The organism is Burkholderia seminalis (genome assembly GCF_001718535.1).
Taxonomy (GTDB): Bacteria; Pseudomonadota; Gammaproteobacteria; order Burkholderiales; family Burkholderiaceae; genus Burkholderia; species Burkholderia seminalis.
On record NZ_CP013399.1, the window covers coordinates 153,886 to 171,401 of the forward strand.

The window sequence follows — 17,516 nt, forward strand, 5'->3', positions numbered from 1 at the left end:
ATCTAGCGCCCCGCCACCGGCTCTACCGGCCCGGCATCGTGCGGTGCCGGCCGGGACGCGGCCGGCACGCCGGCATGCGACTTCGCCGCGACCGCCGCGCGCATCGCCGCGGTCGACTGATCGAGCACGACCTTCCCGCCCTGCAGCATGATGACGCGCTGCGCGGACGCGATCGTCTCCGGCCGGTGCGCGACGATGAGCCGCGTCATCGCGAGCTGCGTGACGGCCGCATTGACCTGCATCTCGCGCTGAATGTCGAGATGGCTCGTCGCTTCGTCGAGCACCAGGATGCGCGGCCGCTTGTACAGCGCGCGCGCCAGCAACACGCGCTGCTTCTGGCCGCCGGACAGCACGGTGCCCATGTCGCCGACGAGCGTGTTGTAGCCCATCGGCATCGCCGCGATGTCGTCGTGCACGGCCGCGATGCGCGCGCACTCGGCGACCCAGTCCGGGTCCGCTTCCGGATCGAAGAAGCTGATGTTCTCCGCGATCGACCCCGCGAACAGCACGTCGTCCTGCAGCACCGTGCCGACCAGCGCGCGCAGCCGCTCGATGCCGAGCCTGGCCACGTCGAGCCCGCCGATGCGCACGGCGCCGCCCGTCGGCTCGTGAATCCCGAGCAGCACGCTGATCAGCGTCGTCTTCCCGCAACCGGACTGCCCGACGATCGCGACCGATTCGCCGGCCGCGATCGTCGCATTGACGCCGTCCAGCACCAGCGGCTCGCCGTCCGCATAGCGGAACGACAGCCCGTCGATCTCGATGCTCGCGTCGAGCGTGTCCGACTCGCCCGGCACGCTGCGCAGGCTCGCGTCGGGTTCCGCTTCCGCGAACACGATGTCGGCCAGCCGCTCGCCCTGCAACTGCAGCATCTTGACCTCGAAATACTTGTCGATCAGGCTGCCGACCCGGCTGTCGAACTGACTCTTGTACGCGTTGAACGCCATCAGCACGCCGACCGTGAACTGGCCGTCCATCACCATCCGCGCGCCGAGCCAGATGACCAGCACGTTCTCGATGCCGAACAGCAGCCCGTTGAGCTGCTGATAGAAGATCTGCAGCTTCTGCACGTGCAGGCTCGCGTTCACTTGCTCGACCAGCAGCGTGATCCAGCTCGCGCGCCGCTCCGTCTGGCGGTTGAACAGCTTGATCGTCTTCACGCCGCGCACCGTCTCGAGGAAATGGCTCTGCTGCTTGGCCGCGTGCACGATCTGATCCTCCGTCGCGCGCCGCAACGGGCCGTACCACATCCATCGGACAAGCGCGTACAGCGCCATCGTCGCCAGCGCGACGAAGCCGAGCGTGCGGCTGTAGACGAACATCATCGCCAGCGTGACGAGCGTCATCAGCCCGTCGATCACCGCGCCGAGAAACGACGTGGTCAGCGTCTGCTGGATCGTGTCGATCGAGCCGAAGCGCGACACGACGTCGCCGAGATGGCGGCGTTCGTAATAGCGCACCGGCAGGCTCAGCAGATGCGTGAACACGTTCGCGCGCCACTGGATGTTGAGCGTCACGCCGACATACATCAGCGCCCACGCGCGAATCGCGCCGGTCGCCTGCTGCATCAGCAGCAACAGACCGAAGCCGAGCGCGAGCACCGTCAGCAGGTCGCGATCGGCGCTGACGATCACTTCGTCGATCACCCATTGCAGGAAGAACGGCTGCACGAGCATGAAGACTTCAAGCGCGATCGCCAGCACCAGGATCTGCGCGAGCGAGCGCGACAACCCCGACACCGGGCCCAGCAGTTCGCGCAGCCTGACCGCCGGCCGCGCCGCGCGCGGCGCGAAGCCGGCGTTCGGCCACAGCTCCAGCGCGACGCCGGTGAACGCGCGCGAGACATCGGCGAGCGATACCTTGCGAATACCGTGCGACGGATCGTGGATCGTCGCGGTCTTGCCGTTCACTTCCTTCAGCACGACGAAGTGGTTGAAATTCCAGTGCAGCAGGCACGGCAGGCGCAACTGGCCGAGCTGCGCCAGGTCGAGCTTCACCGCGCGCGTGCCGAGCGACAGGCGCTGCGCGATCTCGATCACGCGCCCGAGGCCCGCGCCTTTCAGCGAAACGGGAAACTGCGCGCGCAGCGTCGCGAGATCCACGTGATGGCCGTGATAACCGGCCACCATCGCGAGACATGCGATGCCGCATTCGGCCGCTTCGGTCTGCAGGACCATCGGCAGCTTGCGGCCGAGGCCGAACGAGAGTCGATCGAGTAATCGCATGCGTGCGCCCGTCAGAGTTTGCCGGTCAGGCTGTAAAGCGGCTCGAGCACCCATTCGTACAGGCGCCGGCGTTCCTGCAGGATGTCCGCCTGCAACGTCATGCCGGCCTGCAGCGGTTGCTGCGCGCCGTATGCGGTGACGTGCTGGGCGTCGAGCGCGACGATCACACGGTAGAACGTCGCGTCGCGCCCCTCGCCCGGGGTCGCCGCCGGGCCGCCGTCGTTCGCGAGTTCGGCCGCCGACAGCGCCGTGCGCGCGATCGACACGACCGTGGCCCCGTACTGGCCGAATTTCTGATAGGGGAATGCCTGATAGCGGACCAGCACCGGCTCGCCGGCCCGCACGAAGCCGATCGCCGTGCTCGGCACGAACAGGTGCGCCTGCCAGCGCGCGCCGCCCGGCACGACACTCGCGAGCGGCCGCGACGTATCGACCGACTGGCCGACGTCCGCGATCGCGGCCGTGACGATGCCCGCCTCCGGCGCGGTGACGACGATCCGGCGCTTCGCCTCGCTTTCGATCAGGTTCTGGTCGACGTCGATCACGTTGCGGTCGATCTGCGCGAGCTGGTTCTGCTGCTTGAAGCCGAGCCCCGACAGTTCGTTGCTCGCCTCGGTGAGCGACTGAAGCGTCGATGCACGGTCGCGCAGCAGCCCGTTCAGCTTCGACTGCTGGTCGAGCAGGTCGGCCTCGCGCTGCTGTGCCTGGTCCTTCGAGATGTAATCCTGCGCGAGCAGGCGGCGATAGCGCGTGGCGCCGTCGGCCGCGATCGACGTGCGCAGCCGCTGGGCCGCGAGCTGGTCGTCGATTTGCGCGAGCGCGCCTTTCAGGTTGGCGATCTTCGCGCGCAGCGTGTCGCGCTCGTCCTGCTGCAGGCTGCGGGTCTTGTCCATTTCCGCGAGCAGGGATGCCTTGCGCTGCCGCGCCTGCGCGATCAACGCGGCCTGCGTCGCACCTTGCGCCGCGCTTTGCAAATCGGTCGACACCGTGTAGAGCGTCTGCCCGCGCGTCACGCGCTGCCCTTCCTTCACGTCGCGCTCGACGACGATGCCCGGCTGCAATGCATAGACCTTGACCAGGCCCGCATCCGGCATCACCACACCGGAGACCGTCGTGCGCCGCGTATACGTACCGAACGTGAAGAACAGCACCACGCAGGTGGCCATGACCATCGCGGCGACCGTCAGCAGCGTCATGGACAGAGGGTGCACGAGCACGATGTCGCCCAGCACCCGCATGCGCCGAGCCTGTGCCGCTTCAGAACGAAAAAGACCGAACTCCATTTTCACCAACGTGTCGCCCAATATCGGTATCGGCGTCCATTCCGCTTCCACGCGTCGGAACAGGCAAAAGCGATCCGGTATACATGGAAGACCCGTGCATACCGGATCGTCAGTTCCATCATCGGGAGACGCGGCCGCTACCGCGTCGCCTCAATGCAGGCAACTCAGTACTGCGGGCCGCCGAACAGGCCATCCAGCAGGTTCACCGCGGCGGTCGTGATCGTCTCGCCGATGTTGTATGCCTGCTTGACCGGTGCGGCGAAGATGCCGAACGTCAGCGCATTGCCGATGCTCTCCGCGGTGCTGCCGCCCCATTCGATGATGTTGCCCAACGCCGACGGGATGCCCGGGCCGCTGTAGTAGCCGCCGGAAACTTGTGCGATTTCCTGTTGATTCAGTTCTTGCATTGCATTTCTCCAGTTTCAAATTGCTAGATAATCCATCTAGCGGGGCATCGAACAACGCCGCGATTGCGACGCAGATCAACACGTTAAATAGATTTAAACTTTCGAACGACTCGACATATCGATCAATCCGAATTAAACCCTTGCATCAATCCTGCTCAAACGGCGCATAAAATCCCGGCGGCCGAGATCAATCGGTCGACATTTCACCGTAATCGGCAACCGGACGGTAATTCATCGGCGCTATACGAGCACTCCTCGTCCCGTCCGGCATCCGTCTGAAAGACGTCGAGTAACGGACGTACAGGTGCCCCCGTGCATGGATGCCGAGGCACCCGCACGTCATGGAGTACGAAATTTCAACGAGAACGACTGCCCGACCGAGGATCGACCGAGAATAATCGCGCACTAAATGCCGCTCACCTAATCAACGAAATGTCATTGAATGGCGGGTCGACATCAGATTTCACCTCAGGTTTTTTTACAGCACTGAATCCGACGGGCCAATGATCCGTCACTTTGCCGACGTTCTTTGTACGATACCGCACCATCGGGCAAACCCGATATTTTGCGGATATTTGCTCTTTTTTATTGATAATTCCGAGCTTGCCTGCTGCGATTAAATGCCCTCAGTTGATTCTGGAAAGCTCGTGTCTCCACGGTCGATCCGTCGCTCCCTTGCAAGCATCGAGCCGTCGGCCGGATAAACCCGGCCACCCGCGCCCGCGGCGGTGCGCCGCCCGCTTCGACGAAGCAGCCACCGGCAGCGGCTGTGTTTGGGCCGGTCCCGGCAAGCCTGTCGCCGGCCTCGATATCCGTCACACAATCAGTCCGGCAGCAGCTTGCACGACCGGGATTACCCGCCATCGGGTCACGATCAACACGGCATCAAAATATCTGACGGCCTCACGTTCAAAATTTCGCTACGTAGCGGGCGTCCTCCCAAATCTCAACGTGGATTCAAAGTCTTCGCCATCAAAAAACTGAAATATCTCAATCATCATTCATGCTCGCAAATTCAGTACCAAATGACAACAATCAAAACCGACGTTTAATAAATCAAGTTTCTGCGGCCGCTTTCAATCCGCTCCACTTCGCTCATTCCTCCCGACCCACGTCGAGCCGCGTCCCGCGCCGCGCTGAGCGTCACGAGACGCCTCGCAGTCATCCACCGCCGATGCAATGCCGGCGAGGCCTCCGATGAAGCCGACAAGATCATTTCAAATCCATCACCAAATCATGACTTGATTAACGATAGCGATATGAAAATTTAATCCAACCGGAAATATCTTGTAATTATAAAAACCACCCTCTAGCATGCCTCTGCTGTTCGCGACATGTCTTGTATGGAAGTCTTCACTTGATTCATTCCTCGAACAAACCCATTCATAATCTGGGGAATTACATGAAGAAACTGTCTCGACTGCTGCCCGTCACCGCGATTACCGTCGCGAGTCTCAGCGCTTTTGCCCAGGCCGGCGACCCGTCGGCCGCGGTCGACAAAGCGCTGCAACTGATCCAGCAGAACCCGTCCGCCTTCAGCCTCGCCACCGGCGGCACGGCACGCACGTTGAAGTTCGCGGGGCCGCAGGCGAACGCGCCGGCGGACGGCGATCAGTTCCAGGTACGCGACGTGATCGTCGATCCCGACGGCACCGAGCACGTGCGCTTCGACCGCTTCCATGCGGGCCTGCCCGTGATAGGCGGCGACGTTGTCGTCCATTCGCGCAACGGGCAGTTGAAGCAAGCGAGCCTGACCCAGCCCGCGCCGATCAATCTCGCCGCCGCGATCGGCAAGGTCGGAAACCGCGCGGTGGTACGCAACGCACCCGATGTTGGCGCGTCCAGGGCCACGCGCATCGCGGCCGCGCGTTTCAACTCGGACGTACGCCGTGTCGATGACGCGGAACTCGTCGTGTTCGCGCGCGACGTCGCGCCGGTTCTGGCCTACGCGGTGCGCGTATACGGCAAGGCCACCGAAGCGCACGGCGATGCGGTGCTGTACTACGTCGACGCACGCACCGGCACCGTGCTCGACACGCAAGACCTGATCAAGACCGCCGCCGCGACCGGCACCGGCCGCTCGCTGTACTACGGCAACCTGACGCTCACCACGGACCAGACCGGCACGAACGCGTACCGGATGCTCGATCCGGGCCGCGGCAGCGGATCGGTCTACGACGGCCGTGGGCTGAGCTCGGACGATGTCGAGCAAGCGACCGACCTGCCGATCTTCACGAGCAGCACGAACGTGTGGGGCAACAACACGACGACCGACCGGCAGACGGTCGCCGCGGACATCGACTACGGGCTCGCGTTGACGTGGGACTACTACAAGACCACGCACAACCGCAACGGCATCTTCAACGACGGCCGCGGCGTGAAGAGCTACGCTCACGTGGTCTTCAACACCGGCAGCGGCACGACCGGCGCGAACGCGGCCTGGCTGTCGTCGCACGTGATGGTGTATGGCGACGGCGATCCGGGCACTCGCCTGCCGAAACCGGTCGTTTCAGTCGACGTCGCCGGACACGAGATGAGTCACGGCGTGACCGAAGCCACCGCCAACCTGAACTATTCGGGTGACGCGGGCGGCCTGAACGAATCGACGTCCGACATTTTCGGCACGCTTGTGAAGTACTACGCGAACAACCCGAACGATCCCGGCAACTACGTGATCGGCGCGCGCGTGGTGAGCGGCGGCCTGCGCAAGATGTACAAGCAGGATCTCGACGGCCGGTCGTTCAGCTGTTACCCGTCCGGCGGCTTCTCGTGGTCGAATCCGCGCCACGATCCGCATTTCACGTCGGGCGTCGGCAACCGCTTCTTCTACCTGCTGTCGGAAGGCCCGTCGGTGCCGTCGACCGACACCGGCCTGTCGAAGGCGCAACTGGTCTGCAACGGCGACACGACCTTCAGCGGCCTCGGCCGCGAGAAGGCCGGCAAGATCTGGTACCGCACGCTGACCGTGTACCTGAACGCCAACTCGAGCTACCCGAACGCGCGACGGGCGTCGATCCAGGCGGCGAACGACCTGTATGGCGCGAACTCGGCCGAAAGCGCAACGGTCGCGCGGGCCTGGAGCGCGGTCGGGGTGAATTGACGGTGCGTGCGTGAACCCGTCGAACGTCGGGCGATCGCGTAGCCGTCCTTCGGTCCTTCGCATCGAAGGCTGGCCGGACGCGGTCACGCGACGTTCATGCGAACGACGGGGACCGTTGCCGGTCAACCGCTTGCGATTCTCGGGCGGTTGACCGGCGGATCATTGCAGAGACGTCGACGCGGCACCGTGACCGAAGCATCCGCCCAAGCAGACGACACGTTCGTTCAACCCATTGCGCCGCCCGGCATCGTCCGGGTTCATGCCATGCTGGCGATACGCCGGCAACGCGCTATATTCTCGTCCGAGCAGGACGACGCGCTCGCCTCCGCGGAAGACGCCCGTCCGGCCATCGCCGCATGCTCCGACGTGCTTCCTCACCCAGCGAGAACGAAAAAATGGACCACGCGCAGTACTTCAGCCAAAGCTCGATCCAGGCCGCGAATCTTCGCCTGCACTATCTGTCGCAGTTGCTGCGCGAGCAGACCGGCTCGATCGTCCAGTACGGCATCCTTCGCGGGTTTCCGATCGGCTTCAGTCACTGGGCGGAAGTCGCGGTCGGCGGCTACCTGCTCGGCACCTATGAAATTGCCGTCTGCGCGATCCTCGAGGCGCTCGGGTCACCCGACAAGGTGCTGGTCGATCTCGGGGCCGCCGACGGGATCTTCGGCATCGGCCTGGTCCGGAACAACGTCTTTGCCCGCAGCCTGTGCTTCGAGATGGACGAGCAGCGCCGCCAGGCCATCCAGCACCGCGCCGCGGAGATGGGGCTGGCGGATCGCGTCGCGGTCTACGGCAAGGCCGATCGCGACCTGCCGGCGATCCTGTCGGAGCGCGGCGGCGCGCCGGCCGAGCGCGTCATCCTGTGCGATATCGAAGGCGCGGAATTCGACCTGTTCGACGACACGCTGCTGGAACAGCTCTCAGGCAGCCACGTGATCATCGAGATCCACGATTTCCTGCTGTCCGACCCGGAGCAGGCCGCCCGCGCATTCGACGAATTGAGCCAGCGCGCGAGCCAGCATTTCCACGTGTACGAGATCCGCGACGGATTGCGGGACATTCGCAATATCCCGCTGCTGCGCCACTGGTCGGACTGGGACGCCTGGCTGATGTGCGTCGAGGCGCGCTACCGGATGATGCGATGGCTCTGGCTCGAACCGAAAAGCCAGCCGCCGCGCGCCACGCAGGACATCGATCGCCTGATCCTCGACTACCAGCGCCGGATCTTCGCCGCCTGACGCATCCGCGCCGGCACGTATTGGCCTACTGCATGCCTGGCAGCCGCGGCATCACGCGTGTCGCACGACGATATCCCACGCGGTATGGCATGCCTGCCCCGGCAACGTGAGCGCGCTCAACACGATGCGGTCGCCCGGTTGCGTCGAGACGCTGATCTTGTACGGCGCCTGCAGCGAGACGCTTTCGCCGTTGCGCGCCACATGCGCCCGGGGCGCCGACGGCTGGCCGCTCAGGTGCGACAGCCCGATGTCCAGCACCGTCCGTTCGCGCGTCACCTCGAATTCGACCGTGTGCGACGCCCATGCATTGAGCGCACTGCCCTGCGGGTGCCGGAACGACGCTCCCGCGGCGAGACGCGGGACATCCGGCAGCACGTCCTCGTGCGCGGCCACGAGCGCCAGCCCGTTGGCGGCGAGGCGTTCGAGCGGAAGCGCGTCGAGGGCGGCCGGCTGTTCCCGCATGCCGGGTTCGGGCGGCAACGCGAACGCCTGGCCGAGCGCGATCGCCTGCTCGGCATCGCGAGACAGATATCGCCAGTGATTGAGGAAGCGCACGTCGCCCGTCATGTGCAGGCCGCGGATCGGCTTGCCCCGATGCTCGAGCAGGATTTGCACGGCATCGAAATCGTGCCGCTCGTGAAGCCCCCATTTCGTGACGAAATTCTGTTCGCAGCCGACCAGGCGAACCTGCCCCAGCCCGCCCCACAGATGCAGGAACGTCGTATCGAGCCCGTGAATCCCGGCGAAGTCCAGGCCGATGCGTCCAGCCTGCTCGCGGACATACTGCGCAAACCGCGCCCACGGCGCTCGGCCGCCCACGACGAGCCCCGCCTGCAACGGATGCCCGACCCGATCGAGTACGTCCTGGACGCATTGACGAACCAGCGCGTCCCGCCGCTCGCCGATGATCGGCGACATCACGAACGCGCAGAAGTGGGCGTCGGGCGCGACGTGCAGCAGATCGTCATCGGTCGCGACGTCGAAGATATCGAATCGCGGCCCCGGGAACCAGATATCGGCGTCGTAGAGCGCGAGCGTCTGCAGTTCCGGATCGGCGTCGAAGACCGCGGCCGCGGAGATGTAGCGATCCCACGAAAGGTCGCCGACGCCTGCCCCAGCATAGACTTCGATACCGTTGTCGCGCAGCCGCTGCTGCTTGTCGGCGGACAAGCCGTAGCCGATGACGCCGATGCGCCCGCGGTAGTCCGTCGCGCGCAGCGAGACGATGAACGGAATGACCATCTCGTACCAGGCTTGCCGGTTGTCGTCGATCGCGAAGGCGACGAGATGGCGGCGGCTGGTCTCGTTGTTATCGGACGTGTTCATGCGTGTGGTGGCGAAAAGGTGGCGCGTATCGAGTCAGTCCGGCTGCAGGTTCTTGCGCGCGAGCCCGATTGCCGGGCAGCAATCGAATATTCGTTATCGTCATACGATATCGCGGTGAATCCATTTCAGCGGCTTCGTATCGACGCATCCGTTCGCTCGACAAGCGATGTCCGATTGTAATGAAGAACGACGGATTCCTGAAGACGCACGCCGGTGCGTCGTACCCGGCCCGATTGCCCGACGATCACGATCGCGCCGGCGCCCGATGCGTGATGAAAATGCCGCGGCGCCGGGCATTTGTTAAATAGCTTGAATGACCGACAACCGGCCGGCAATTTGCCTTACCATCCGGCCGTCATCCTCGCCGATGCCACCCACGGTCGACCGGCCGCGGGCGCCGGCCGTGGAGTTTTCCCTCGGCAGCTCGACCGCGTTGCCGATTTCATTCGAACGCCAGGACCGATCATGTTCCAGTCCCCGGGAGATTCATTCGTCAGCGGCTCGTTGCTCGGCCTGTGCGTCGAGGTGCCGCTCGCCGCGCTGGTTTCGCTCGCCATGCACGGCGTCGACTGGAACGGGCAGCGCATCGCGATGCTCATCGCCACGCCCGTGCTGATCGCATGCATCGCGCTGCTCACCCGCCCGGTGGCACTGAGCACGATCTGGAAGCACAAGCGCTCGCCGTTCGTGCTCGACGACAATGTTCGCGCGTCGATTTACGGCCGGCTCAGCGGGATCGCGATCGGGCTGGTATTCGGCATCATGGTCGCGACGACGTTCTCCTGATTCCGCCGGGCCCGTCGCATCGCCCGTTCACATGAGCAGCGCCCGGCGGCGGCGCGTCACCCCGCCGCAACCACCGAATTGAACGACGTATCCCACAACGGTGCGACGTTGGCCGGCCCGTCGAGTACGCCGATCCGGGTAAACACATCGGCGACCTGTTGATGCTGCGCGACCACGTCGGGCGTCACCGGCAGTAGCGCGAAGTCTTCGCTGCGCTGGTCGAACATCGCGACGAGATCGGCAACCGGCACGCGCGTCTCGCGGTTCTGCGCGAGCGCATAGTCGCGGAAGCGCCCGTTCGCCCACGCATACGCGTGCCGGAACCGCAGCAGCAAATCGGCGGTGGCCGCGCGCCGGCGCGCATCGTCGAGCACCCGGGGATTCGCGTACACCGGAAAATTTCCCGACAGATAGCCCTTCCCCGTCTTCAGCACGCGCGCGCCGTAGCGATTGCGCGCGAGCTGGCCGTTGTAGCCGTAGATCGCCCACGCGTCGATGTCGCCGCGATCGTACGCAGACAACCCGTCGGTCGGCGACAGGTTGATCGGCTGGATGTCGTCGAAACCGAGGCCGGCCTCCGTCAGCTGACGATACAGAAAATAGTGCGACGTCGTCGCACGCACATAGCCGACGCGCTTGCCCTTCAGCGCCGCGATGCTGCGGATCGGCGTGTCCTTGCGCGCGAGCGTGACCTGGTTGTTCAGGTCTTCGCGCACCCGCGAAATGAACCGCACATTGGCTTTCTGGCGCGCGGCGAAGACCGCGGGGATTTCGCTGCCCGAGCCGATATCGAGCGCATCGGCATTGAGCGCCTCGATATGCAGCACGCCGTTGTTCAGCTCGCGCCAGTCGATCCGGTACGGCGTGTCGCCGAGCCCGGCAGCCTGCAGCAGTGCGCGCCAGCCGCCCTTGTAGGTCGCGACGCGCAACGTCGTGCCGGCGAGATCGGTGTTGACGGCCGGCGCCGCGAACACGGACCTCGCGGCCAGGGGTGCCGCCACGACCGCGGCGCCGGCGAGCAGCAGGCGGCGGCGTGACGCCGAGATTGACGACATCGGATGCTCCTGTCGATTGAATGGGTTGCCGGAACCGGCGTGTCAATGCAGCGCCGGAAATCCGTGGCGCTCGGCCAGCAGCTCGAGAATGCGGCGCGCGTCGGTGACGAAGCGCACGTCGCCGAGCGTCTGCGCGTCGTCCGGCGCCGGCTGATCGCGGCCGAGCACGAGGACCGGCAGGCCCTGATGGGCATCGTCGAGCGCGTCGATCACCGCGGCCCGCGGCCGCTCGAACCCGACGCGTTTCACGTCGAGGCGGCCGGCACGATCGGGCGCGCTCGCCAGCAGTCCTTCGATCGACAGTCCATGCGGACAGACGAAGCGTTGGCCCGGATGCTTCGGATCGGCAAAGCCCGGTTCCAGCAGAAACAGTACATCGCGACTCATGTCAATCGGCTCCCATGTTCGTTGATCCACCCGGCCGGGACGCATGCACCCGTGTGCGCGTCGATTCCCGGCACATGCCGGCCCGCGACCGGATGCCCGACTCTACCGTCACGCGTCGTGCGGCCCTACCAACGTTTTGCGGAATCGATATGCGGGACCGCATAGCGCATCGGTGCAACGCCGCCTAGCGCGGCGTTGCATAAATACATCGCGGTCGGGGCTGCACATATTGCGGATATCGAACGATTTCATCGATCGATATGACATCACGCACGGGTTGCCGCTGCCCGCCGTATGCGGTCCAGGCGATATGTTCGCCGCAGCATGCACGCCGGACGCGATCACGACGGACATGCCGGGCCGGCGACCCTGCACATTACAAATCGGCCGCGCGACGATTTACAAACCACGGATCGACCGTTCGTCGGCGCGGCCGTCGTCAATAGCATCGTGATCCTCACGGACGTACCCATAAAAAACAGAGGATAGCGATGATCAAAAAATCGGTAGTACTGGGTTTGGTTTCGATCGGTTCGGTCAGTGCGTACGCGCAGAGCTCGGTGACGTTGTACGGCGTCGTCGACGCCGGCATCGCGTATACGAACAACCAGGGCGGCGCGAGCAACATCCAGCAGACGAGCGGCAAGCTGAGCGGCAGCCGCTGGGGCCTGAAAGGCGCGGAAGATCTCGGCGGCGGCCTGCAGGCGGTCTTCACGCTCGAAAGCGGGTTCCGGCCGAGCGACGGCGGCCTCGGCCAGGGCGGCCGACTGTTCGGCCGCTCCGCGTACGTGGGTCTCGCCAAGTCGGGCCTCGGCACGCTGACGTTCGGCCGCCAGTACGAGCCGATCACCGACCTCGTCGCGCAGTACTCCGGCGCCGGCTTCTGGTCGCCGGCCACCCACGTGGGCGACAACGACAACCTGAACCAGAGCTTCCGGCTGAACAACGCGGTGAAGTTCCGCAGCGACACGATCGCCGGCTTCACGGCCGACCTGCTCTATGCATTCAGCAACCAGGCGAATGGCGGAGCGGGCACGGGTTTCTCGAACAACAACGCCTGGGGTGCATCGGCGAACTACGTGAACGGCCCGCTGTCGGTCGGCGGCGGCTACGTGCGGTTCAATCACCCGAACGCGACGTCGAACACAAGCGGCGCGGTGGGCGGCGCGACCTCGACCACCGGCAACGACTACAGCGGCGCATTCTTCTACGGGCTGAACGGCGGCGTGCTCAAGCAGCAGATCGGGGCGCTGGGCGCGAACTACGCGCTCGGCCGCGCGACGGTCGGCTTTGCCTGGAGCCACACGCAACTCGACTATGTCGACGGCTCGTCGCGCAAGTTCAACAACTACGACATGAACGCGCGCTACCAGATCACGCCGGCCGCCACGCTGATCGGCGTCTACACGTTCACCGACGGGCGCGCGAGCGGCCTGCCGGGTACCGGCGGCCAGACGCTGAAGCCCCGCTGGCACCAGTTCACGCTCGGGTTCGACTATGCGCTGTCGAAGCGCACCGACATCTACGTATCGGGCATCTACCAGCTCGCGGCCGGCGATGCGAGCACGGCCACGTCGGGCGGCTATCGCAAGATCGCCGCGATCTCGAACATCGGCAGCGCGTCGTCGACGAACCGGCAGCTCGCGTTCGTCAGCGGGCTGCGCGTGAAGTTCTGACGGCACGCGTATCGGGGGCGGCGCGATAAGCAAAGCGGGATTCGTTGTTTGCCGCGCCGTGCCCGGTTGCCGAGAATGTGCGTTTCGCCGCGCGAGGCCGCCTGCGTGAACGCCGAACCGGACGGGCGTCGCGCCCGTCGCCGTTGCCCGGCGCGCGCCACCCTCGCCAGGAGCAAGCCATGAGCGACACCTCCCTTGCCGCCCCGCTCGCGCCGTCGCCGTTCGTCGACGTCCGTTCACCGGCGGATTTCCCCGACAGCCCCGTGTCGCGAGCGCTCGCGCAGCCGCTGATGCTCGGGCTGTTCCTGCCGATCCAGGCCGGCGGATGGAGCGCGTCGACCTTGCCGCGCTCCACCGACTGGACCTTCGACTACAACGCCGCTCTGGTCGCGCGCGCCGAGGCACTCGGCTTCGATCTGGTGTTCGCGCTGTCGCAGTGGCTGCCGAAAGGCGGCTACGGCGGCGTGTTCGACGGCCAGGCGCTCGACTCATTCATGACGCTGGCCGCGCTGACCGCGCGCACCGAGCGGATCATCCTCGTCGCGACGAGCCACGTGCTCTACGGGCCGTGGCATCCGCTGCATTTCGCGAAATTCACCGCGACGCTCGATCACATCTCGCGCGGGCGCTGGGGCATCAACGTCGTGACGGGTCATCGCGCGATCGAACACGAGATGTTCGGCTGGAACCGGATCGAGCACGACCGACGCTACGAGATGGCCGCGGAATTCCTCGATGCGGTCCAGCAGTTGTGGGCGCAACCGGACAACTTCAGTTATACGCCGGCACTGTCGAACTGGCGCCTGGGCGGCGCATTCGTGACGCCGAAGCCGCGTTACGGCCGCCCGTTGCTGATCAACGCAACGGGCTCCGACGCCGGCATCGAATTCGCGGCGCGCTATTCGGACATCGTGTTCGTCACGAGCCCGGCCGGCCCCGACGCCGAACGGGCGATCGACGCGCTGCCTGCGCATACTGCCCGCGTGAAGGCGGCCGCTGCCGCACGCGGCCGGACGATCCGCACGCTGCTCAATCCGCTCGTGATCTGCCGCGAGACGGCGGCGCAAGCGCGCGCGTACCGCGACGCGATCGTCGCGCACGCGGACGAAGGCAGCTTTCACCGTTTCGACAGCGACGCGCATGCGTGGCGCGGCGGCTTCGACCAGCGTTCGCAGACGGCCGCGCGTGCGATCGGCGGCAACATCTCGATCACCGGCTCGCCCGACGAAGTCGCCGACACCATCGTGCGGCTGCACCGCGCCGGCATCGACGGTATCCAGCTGAGCTTCTACGACTTCAGGCCCGACCTCGACTTCTTCGGCGAACGCGTGCTGCCGTTGCTGCGCGAAGCCGGCGTGCGGCGCTGACGTCCGGCCGCGGCAACCGGCCTGGCGCGATCAGAACACGCGCCCTTCGGTCAGGTGCGTCGTCACGCCGTTCAGTTCGTAGTCGCCGATCACGCGCGCCTTGTGCAGCAGCGGGTTGTGACTGAAGATCGTGCGCAGGTTGCGCCAGTGCCGGTCGAAGTTGTGCGCGCGCGCCGTCGCCGACGCGCCACCGACTTCGAACAGCCGCTCGGCCGCATGCAGCGCGAGCTTGCTGACGATCAGCTGCGTGCGCGCGGTCGCGAGCGCGCTGTCGAGCACGTGCGCATGCGCGTCGGCGTCGCCCGCTTCGATCGCGTCGGCGGAGCGATCGAGCGCCCGCGCGTTTTCGCGCACGAGCGCGTCGATCGCGTGGCTGTGCGCGGACAGCTCGCCGACGACCTGCTGGACGAAATGGTCGTCGTGCGCGGTGGGCGCCGGGCTGTGCAGCGCCGGGCGTCCGTGCGCGAGCACGTAGCGACGTGCATCGGCCACCACGCTGCGCACGATGCCCGCCGCCGTCGCGACGAGATGCAGCTGCCGCAGCGCGCCGCAATGGCGGCCGACGAGCGTCGACCCGTCGCGCGCGGTCACTTCGTCCGCGAACACCTGCACGTTGTCGAGCAGCAGGCTGCCGCTCGCCGTCATGCGCTGCCCCATCCCGTCCCAGTCGTCGAGCACCTGCACGCCGTCGCGCGCGACGGGAATGATCACGGCCAGCGCGTCGCCCTGCTCGTTTTCCACGTTGATGCGCGCGAAATCGGCAAACGCGGTGCCCGTCGAATAGTATTTTCGACCCGTCACCCGATGGTGATCGCCGTCCCGGCGCAACACGGTCGTGTTTTCGCCCGGCCGCGACGTGCCGAGCTCGGTCGACGCGCCGCCGAAGATCGCGCCGGCCAGCACGCGTTCGAGCTGCACGTCGTTGAACGGTGTGCGCGGCGACAGCCGCAGCGTCTCGGTCTGGTCGTAGTGAATGCGCACGGCGTGCGCGAGATTCGAATCGGCGGCGGCCAGCGTCGCGATCGTATCGAACAGATCGACCAGCGTGCCGCCGAGGCCGCCGCGTGCCACCGGAATCCGCAGCGCGCCCAGTGCCGAGCGCCGAAAGATCGCGAAGCCCTCGAACGGCAGTTCGCGGCGCGCCTCGCGTTGCGCGGCATCCTGGCCGATCGCGTTCGCGAGATCGGGCAGCGTGGCGAGCGCGTCGCGCAACGCGTCGCGTGGATCGACGGCATCACGGGCAGTCATCGGGTAAATCCTTGTGGGAGGTGATCGGGTGCGTCGCGGCGAAGTGCGATCGCGGCATCGCAAAGTATAGGGACGCGTCCCGCGCACGTGAAAAGCCGATTTCAGCTTTTGTTATGCGTGCGCCGGGAATGGTCGCGCATGGCTGCCGTGTCGGCGCCGGATGGGCCGGCGACGCACGGTCACGATGATGCCCGCGCACGAAACCATCCGCTCGCGGCGCGCAGAGACAACGCTCAGTCCGCCGCGCCGTTCCGGCAGAACCCGTGCGCCGACTCGCCATCCCGGCCCGGGCCCGAGCGGTTCCCGGCGTTCGCTCCGGCGTCAGCGGCGTGGCGCGAAGGCGTCGACACCCGTCAACGCAGCGGACCACGCCCACAGACGTTCAGCGTCCTCCCGATCGATCGCGTGCGGTCGCACGCCCGACTCCTCGTTGCCGCGCGTCACCACCGCGATGTCGCAATCCTCGCAGTAAACGCCGCCGATTTCGGCGAGGCGCGGCGACGTTGCGGCCCACACCTGCGTCGCCGCGCCCTGCGCCGGCGTCTTGAAAGTCGGGTCGATCGGCACGCCGTGCTCGTCCACCCAGCCCTGCGCCATCATCTCCTCGCGGGTGAGATGACGTTGCAGCGGCGTCGCGATCTTGCCCGGATGCAACGAGTACGCGCGGACGCCAAACCGGGCGCCGAGCGCGTCGAGTTGCACCGCGAACAGCGCATTGGCGGTCTTCGACTGCGCGTACGCGAGCCATTTGTCGTAGCCGTGCGCAAACTGAACGTCATCCCAGCGAATCGGCGAAAGCCGGTGCCCGAGCGACGACACCGCGACCACGCGGGCGCCGTGCCCATGCGCGAGCGCGGGCCACAGCCGGTTGACCAGCGCATAGTGGCCGAGATGATTGACGGCGATCTGCGCTTCCCAGGCGTCGCCGACGCGCGTCTCGGGGCACGCCATCACGCCCGCGCTGTTGATGACGATATGCACGTCGCGCCGCGCGTCGACGAACCGCGCGGCGAATGCGGCCACGCTCGCGAGATCGGCGAGGTCGAGTGCCGCGCTCTCGACGCCGGCCATCCCGCGCGTCGCGTCGCGCGCGGCATCGGCGCTCCGCGCGCCGACGATGACCTGCGCGCCGGCCTGCGCCAGTGCGCGCGTGGTCTCGAGGCCGAGACCCGAATGGCCGCCTGTGACGATGGCGGTTTTGCCTCGAAGGTCGAGACCGGCCAATACATCGCTCGCCGTCGACGCGGCGCCGAATCCGGAATGAAGGGGGTGTTGCCTGCTCGTCATTGAAGGCTCCAGGAATGATACGCACGGCACGCGGCCGCCCGCCGGTCACGTCACCGCACGAGCCCATTCTCGGGGCACGCACCCGGACTGTGAATGCAATAGAATCCGTTTTTTCGTCGAGATCGTCCGGG

Annotated in this window: 13 protein-coding genes; 5 read left to right on the forward strand and 8 right to left on the reverse strand. The window is 66.0% G+C overall.

All coding sequences use genetic code 11. The features are described from left to right. Nucleotides 1–2 precede the first annotated feature (2 nt). From WJ12_RS16565 to WJ12_RS16575, 3 genes are all read right to left on the reverse strand, one after another. On the reverse strand, nucleotides 3–2,225 hold the full coding sequence (locus WJ12_RS16565; protein ID WP_059561072.1) for a peptidase domain-containing ABC transporter: 2,223 nt from the start codon (nucleotides 2,223–2,225) through the stop codon (nucleotides 3–5). Nucleotides 2,226–2,236: 11 nt separating this feature from the next. Then, complete coding sequence (locus WJ12_RS16570; RefSeq protein ID WP_034190059.1) at nucleotides 2,237–3,508, reverse strand: HlyD family secretion protein; 1,272 nt, start codon at nucleotides 3,506–3,508, stop codon at nucleotides 2,237–2,239. A 164-nt stretch (nucleotides 3,509–3,672) separates the two neighbouring features. Beyond that, entirely contained in the window at nucleotides 3,673–3,915 is a 243-nt protein-coding gene (locus WJ12_RS16575; protein WP_034190058.1) for a hypothetical protein, read from the reverse strand. A 1,402-nt stretch (nucleotides 3,916–5,317) separates the two neighbouring features. On the opposite strand from WJ12_RS16575, the gene WJ12_RS16580 reads away from it, so the two are divergent. Both WJ12_RS16580 and WJ12_RS16585 read left to right on the forward strand, forming a co-directional pair. Beyond that, the gene (locus tag WJ12_RS16580; protein WP_059561075.1) at nucleotides 5,318–7,015 is read left to right on the forward strand and encodes a M4 family metallopeptidase; all 1,698 of its coding nucleotides are present in this window, start codon (nucleotides 5,318–5,320) and stop codon (nucleotides 7,013–7,015) included. Nucleotides 7,016–7,410: 395 nt separating this feature from the next. Then, complete coding sequence (locus tag WJ12_RS16585) at nucleotides 7,411–8,253, forward strand: hypothetical protein (RefSeq protein ID WP_059561077.1); 843 nt, start codon at nucleotides 7,411–7,413, stop codon at nucleotides 8,251–8,253. Between the two features lie 51 nt (nucleotides 8,254–8,304). Here WJ12_RS16585 and WJ12_RS16590 read toward each other — a convergent pair whose 3' ends face one another. Next, nucleotides 8,305–9,579 (reverse strand): hypothetical protein, encoded by a 1,275-nt coding sequence (locus WJ12_RS16590; RefSeq protein ID WP_059561079.1) that lies wholly within the window; start codon nucleotides 9,577–9,579, stop codon nucleotides 8,305–8,307. 465 nt (nucleotides 9,580–10,044) lie between these two features. Between WJ12_RS16590 and WJ12_RS16595 the strand changes: the two genes are divergently transcribed. After that, a complete protein-coding gene (locus WJ12_RS16595; RefSeq protein ID WP_034190054.1) occupies nucleotides 10,045–10,365 on the forward strand; it encodes a hypothetical protein in 321 nt (106 codons plus the stop codon). A 56-nt stretch (nucleotides 10,366–10,421) separates the two neighbouring features. Here WJ12_RS16595 and WJ12_RS16600 read toward each other — a convergent pair whose 3' ends face one another. Together WJ12_RS16600 and WJ12_RS16605 are read right to left on the reverse strand one after the other, a co-directional pair. After that, a complete protein-coding gene (locus WJ12_RS16600; protein ID WP_059561081.1) occupies nucleotides 10,422–11,420 on the reverse strand; it encodes an ABC transporter substrate-binding protein in 999 nt (332 codons plus the stop codon). A gap of 42 nt (nucleotides 11,421–11,462) precedes the next feature. Then, nucleotides 11,463–11,807, reverse strand: a complete 345-nt coding sequence (locus WJ12_RS16605) for a DUF3088 domain-containing protein (protein WP_034190052.1) — start codon at nucleotides 11,805–11,807, stop codon at nucleotides 11,463–11,465. 491 nt (nucleotides 11,808–12,298) lie between these two features. Here WJ12_RS16605 and WJ12_RS16610 point away from each other — a divergent pair, with 491 nt between their 5' ends. Together WJ12_RS16610 and WJ12_RS16615 are read left to right on the forward strand one after the other, a co-directional pair. Then, nucleotides 12,299–13,483 (forward strand): porin, encoded by a 1,185-nt coding sequence (locus tag WJ12_RS16610; protein WP_059561084.1) that lies wholly within the window; start codon nucleotides 12,299–12,301, stop codon nucleotides 13,481–13,483. A 179-nt stretch (nucleotides 13,484–13,662) separates the two neighbouring features. After that, complete coding sequence (locus tag WJ12_RS16615; RefSeq protein ID WP_059561085.1) at nucleotides 13,663–14,850, forward strand: LLM class flavin-dependent oxidoreductase; 1,188 nt, start codon at nucleotides 13,663–13,665, stop codon at nucleotides 14,848–14,850. A gap of 30 nt (nucleotides 14,851–14,880) precedes the next feature. Here WJ12_RS16615 and WJ12_RS16620 read toward each other — a convergent pair whose 3' ends face one another. Together WJ12_RS16620 and WJ12_RS16625 are read right to left on the reverse strand one after the other, a co-directional pair. Then, nucleotides 14,881–16,098 carry an acyl-CoA dehydrogenase family protein gene (locus WJ12_RS16620; RefSeq protein WP_059561088.1) on the reverse strand — a complete coding sequence of 406 codons (1,218 nt, stop codon included), beginning with the start codon at nucleotides 16,096–16,098 and terminating at the stop codon, nucleotides 14,881–14,883. 321 nt (nucleotides 16,099–16,419) lie between these two features. Beyond that, entirely contained in the window at nucleotides 16,420–17,385 is a 966-nt protein-coding gene (locus WJ12_RS16625; protein ID WP_059561091.1) for an SDR family NAD(P)-dependent oxidoreductase, read from the reverse strand. Nucleotides 17,386–17,516 lie beyond the last annotated feature (131 nt).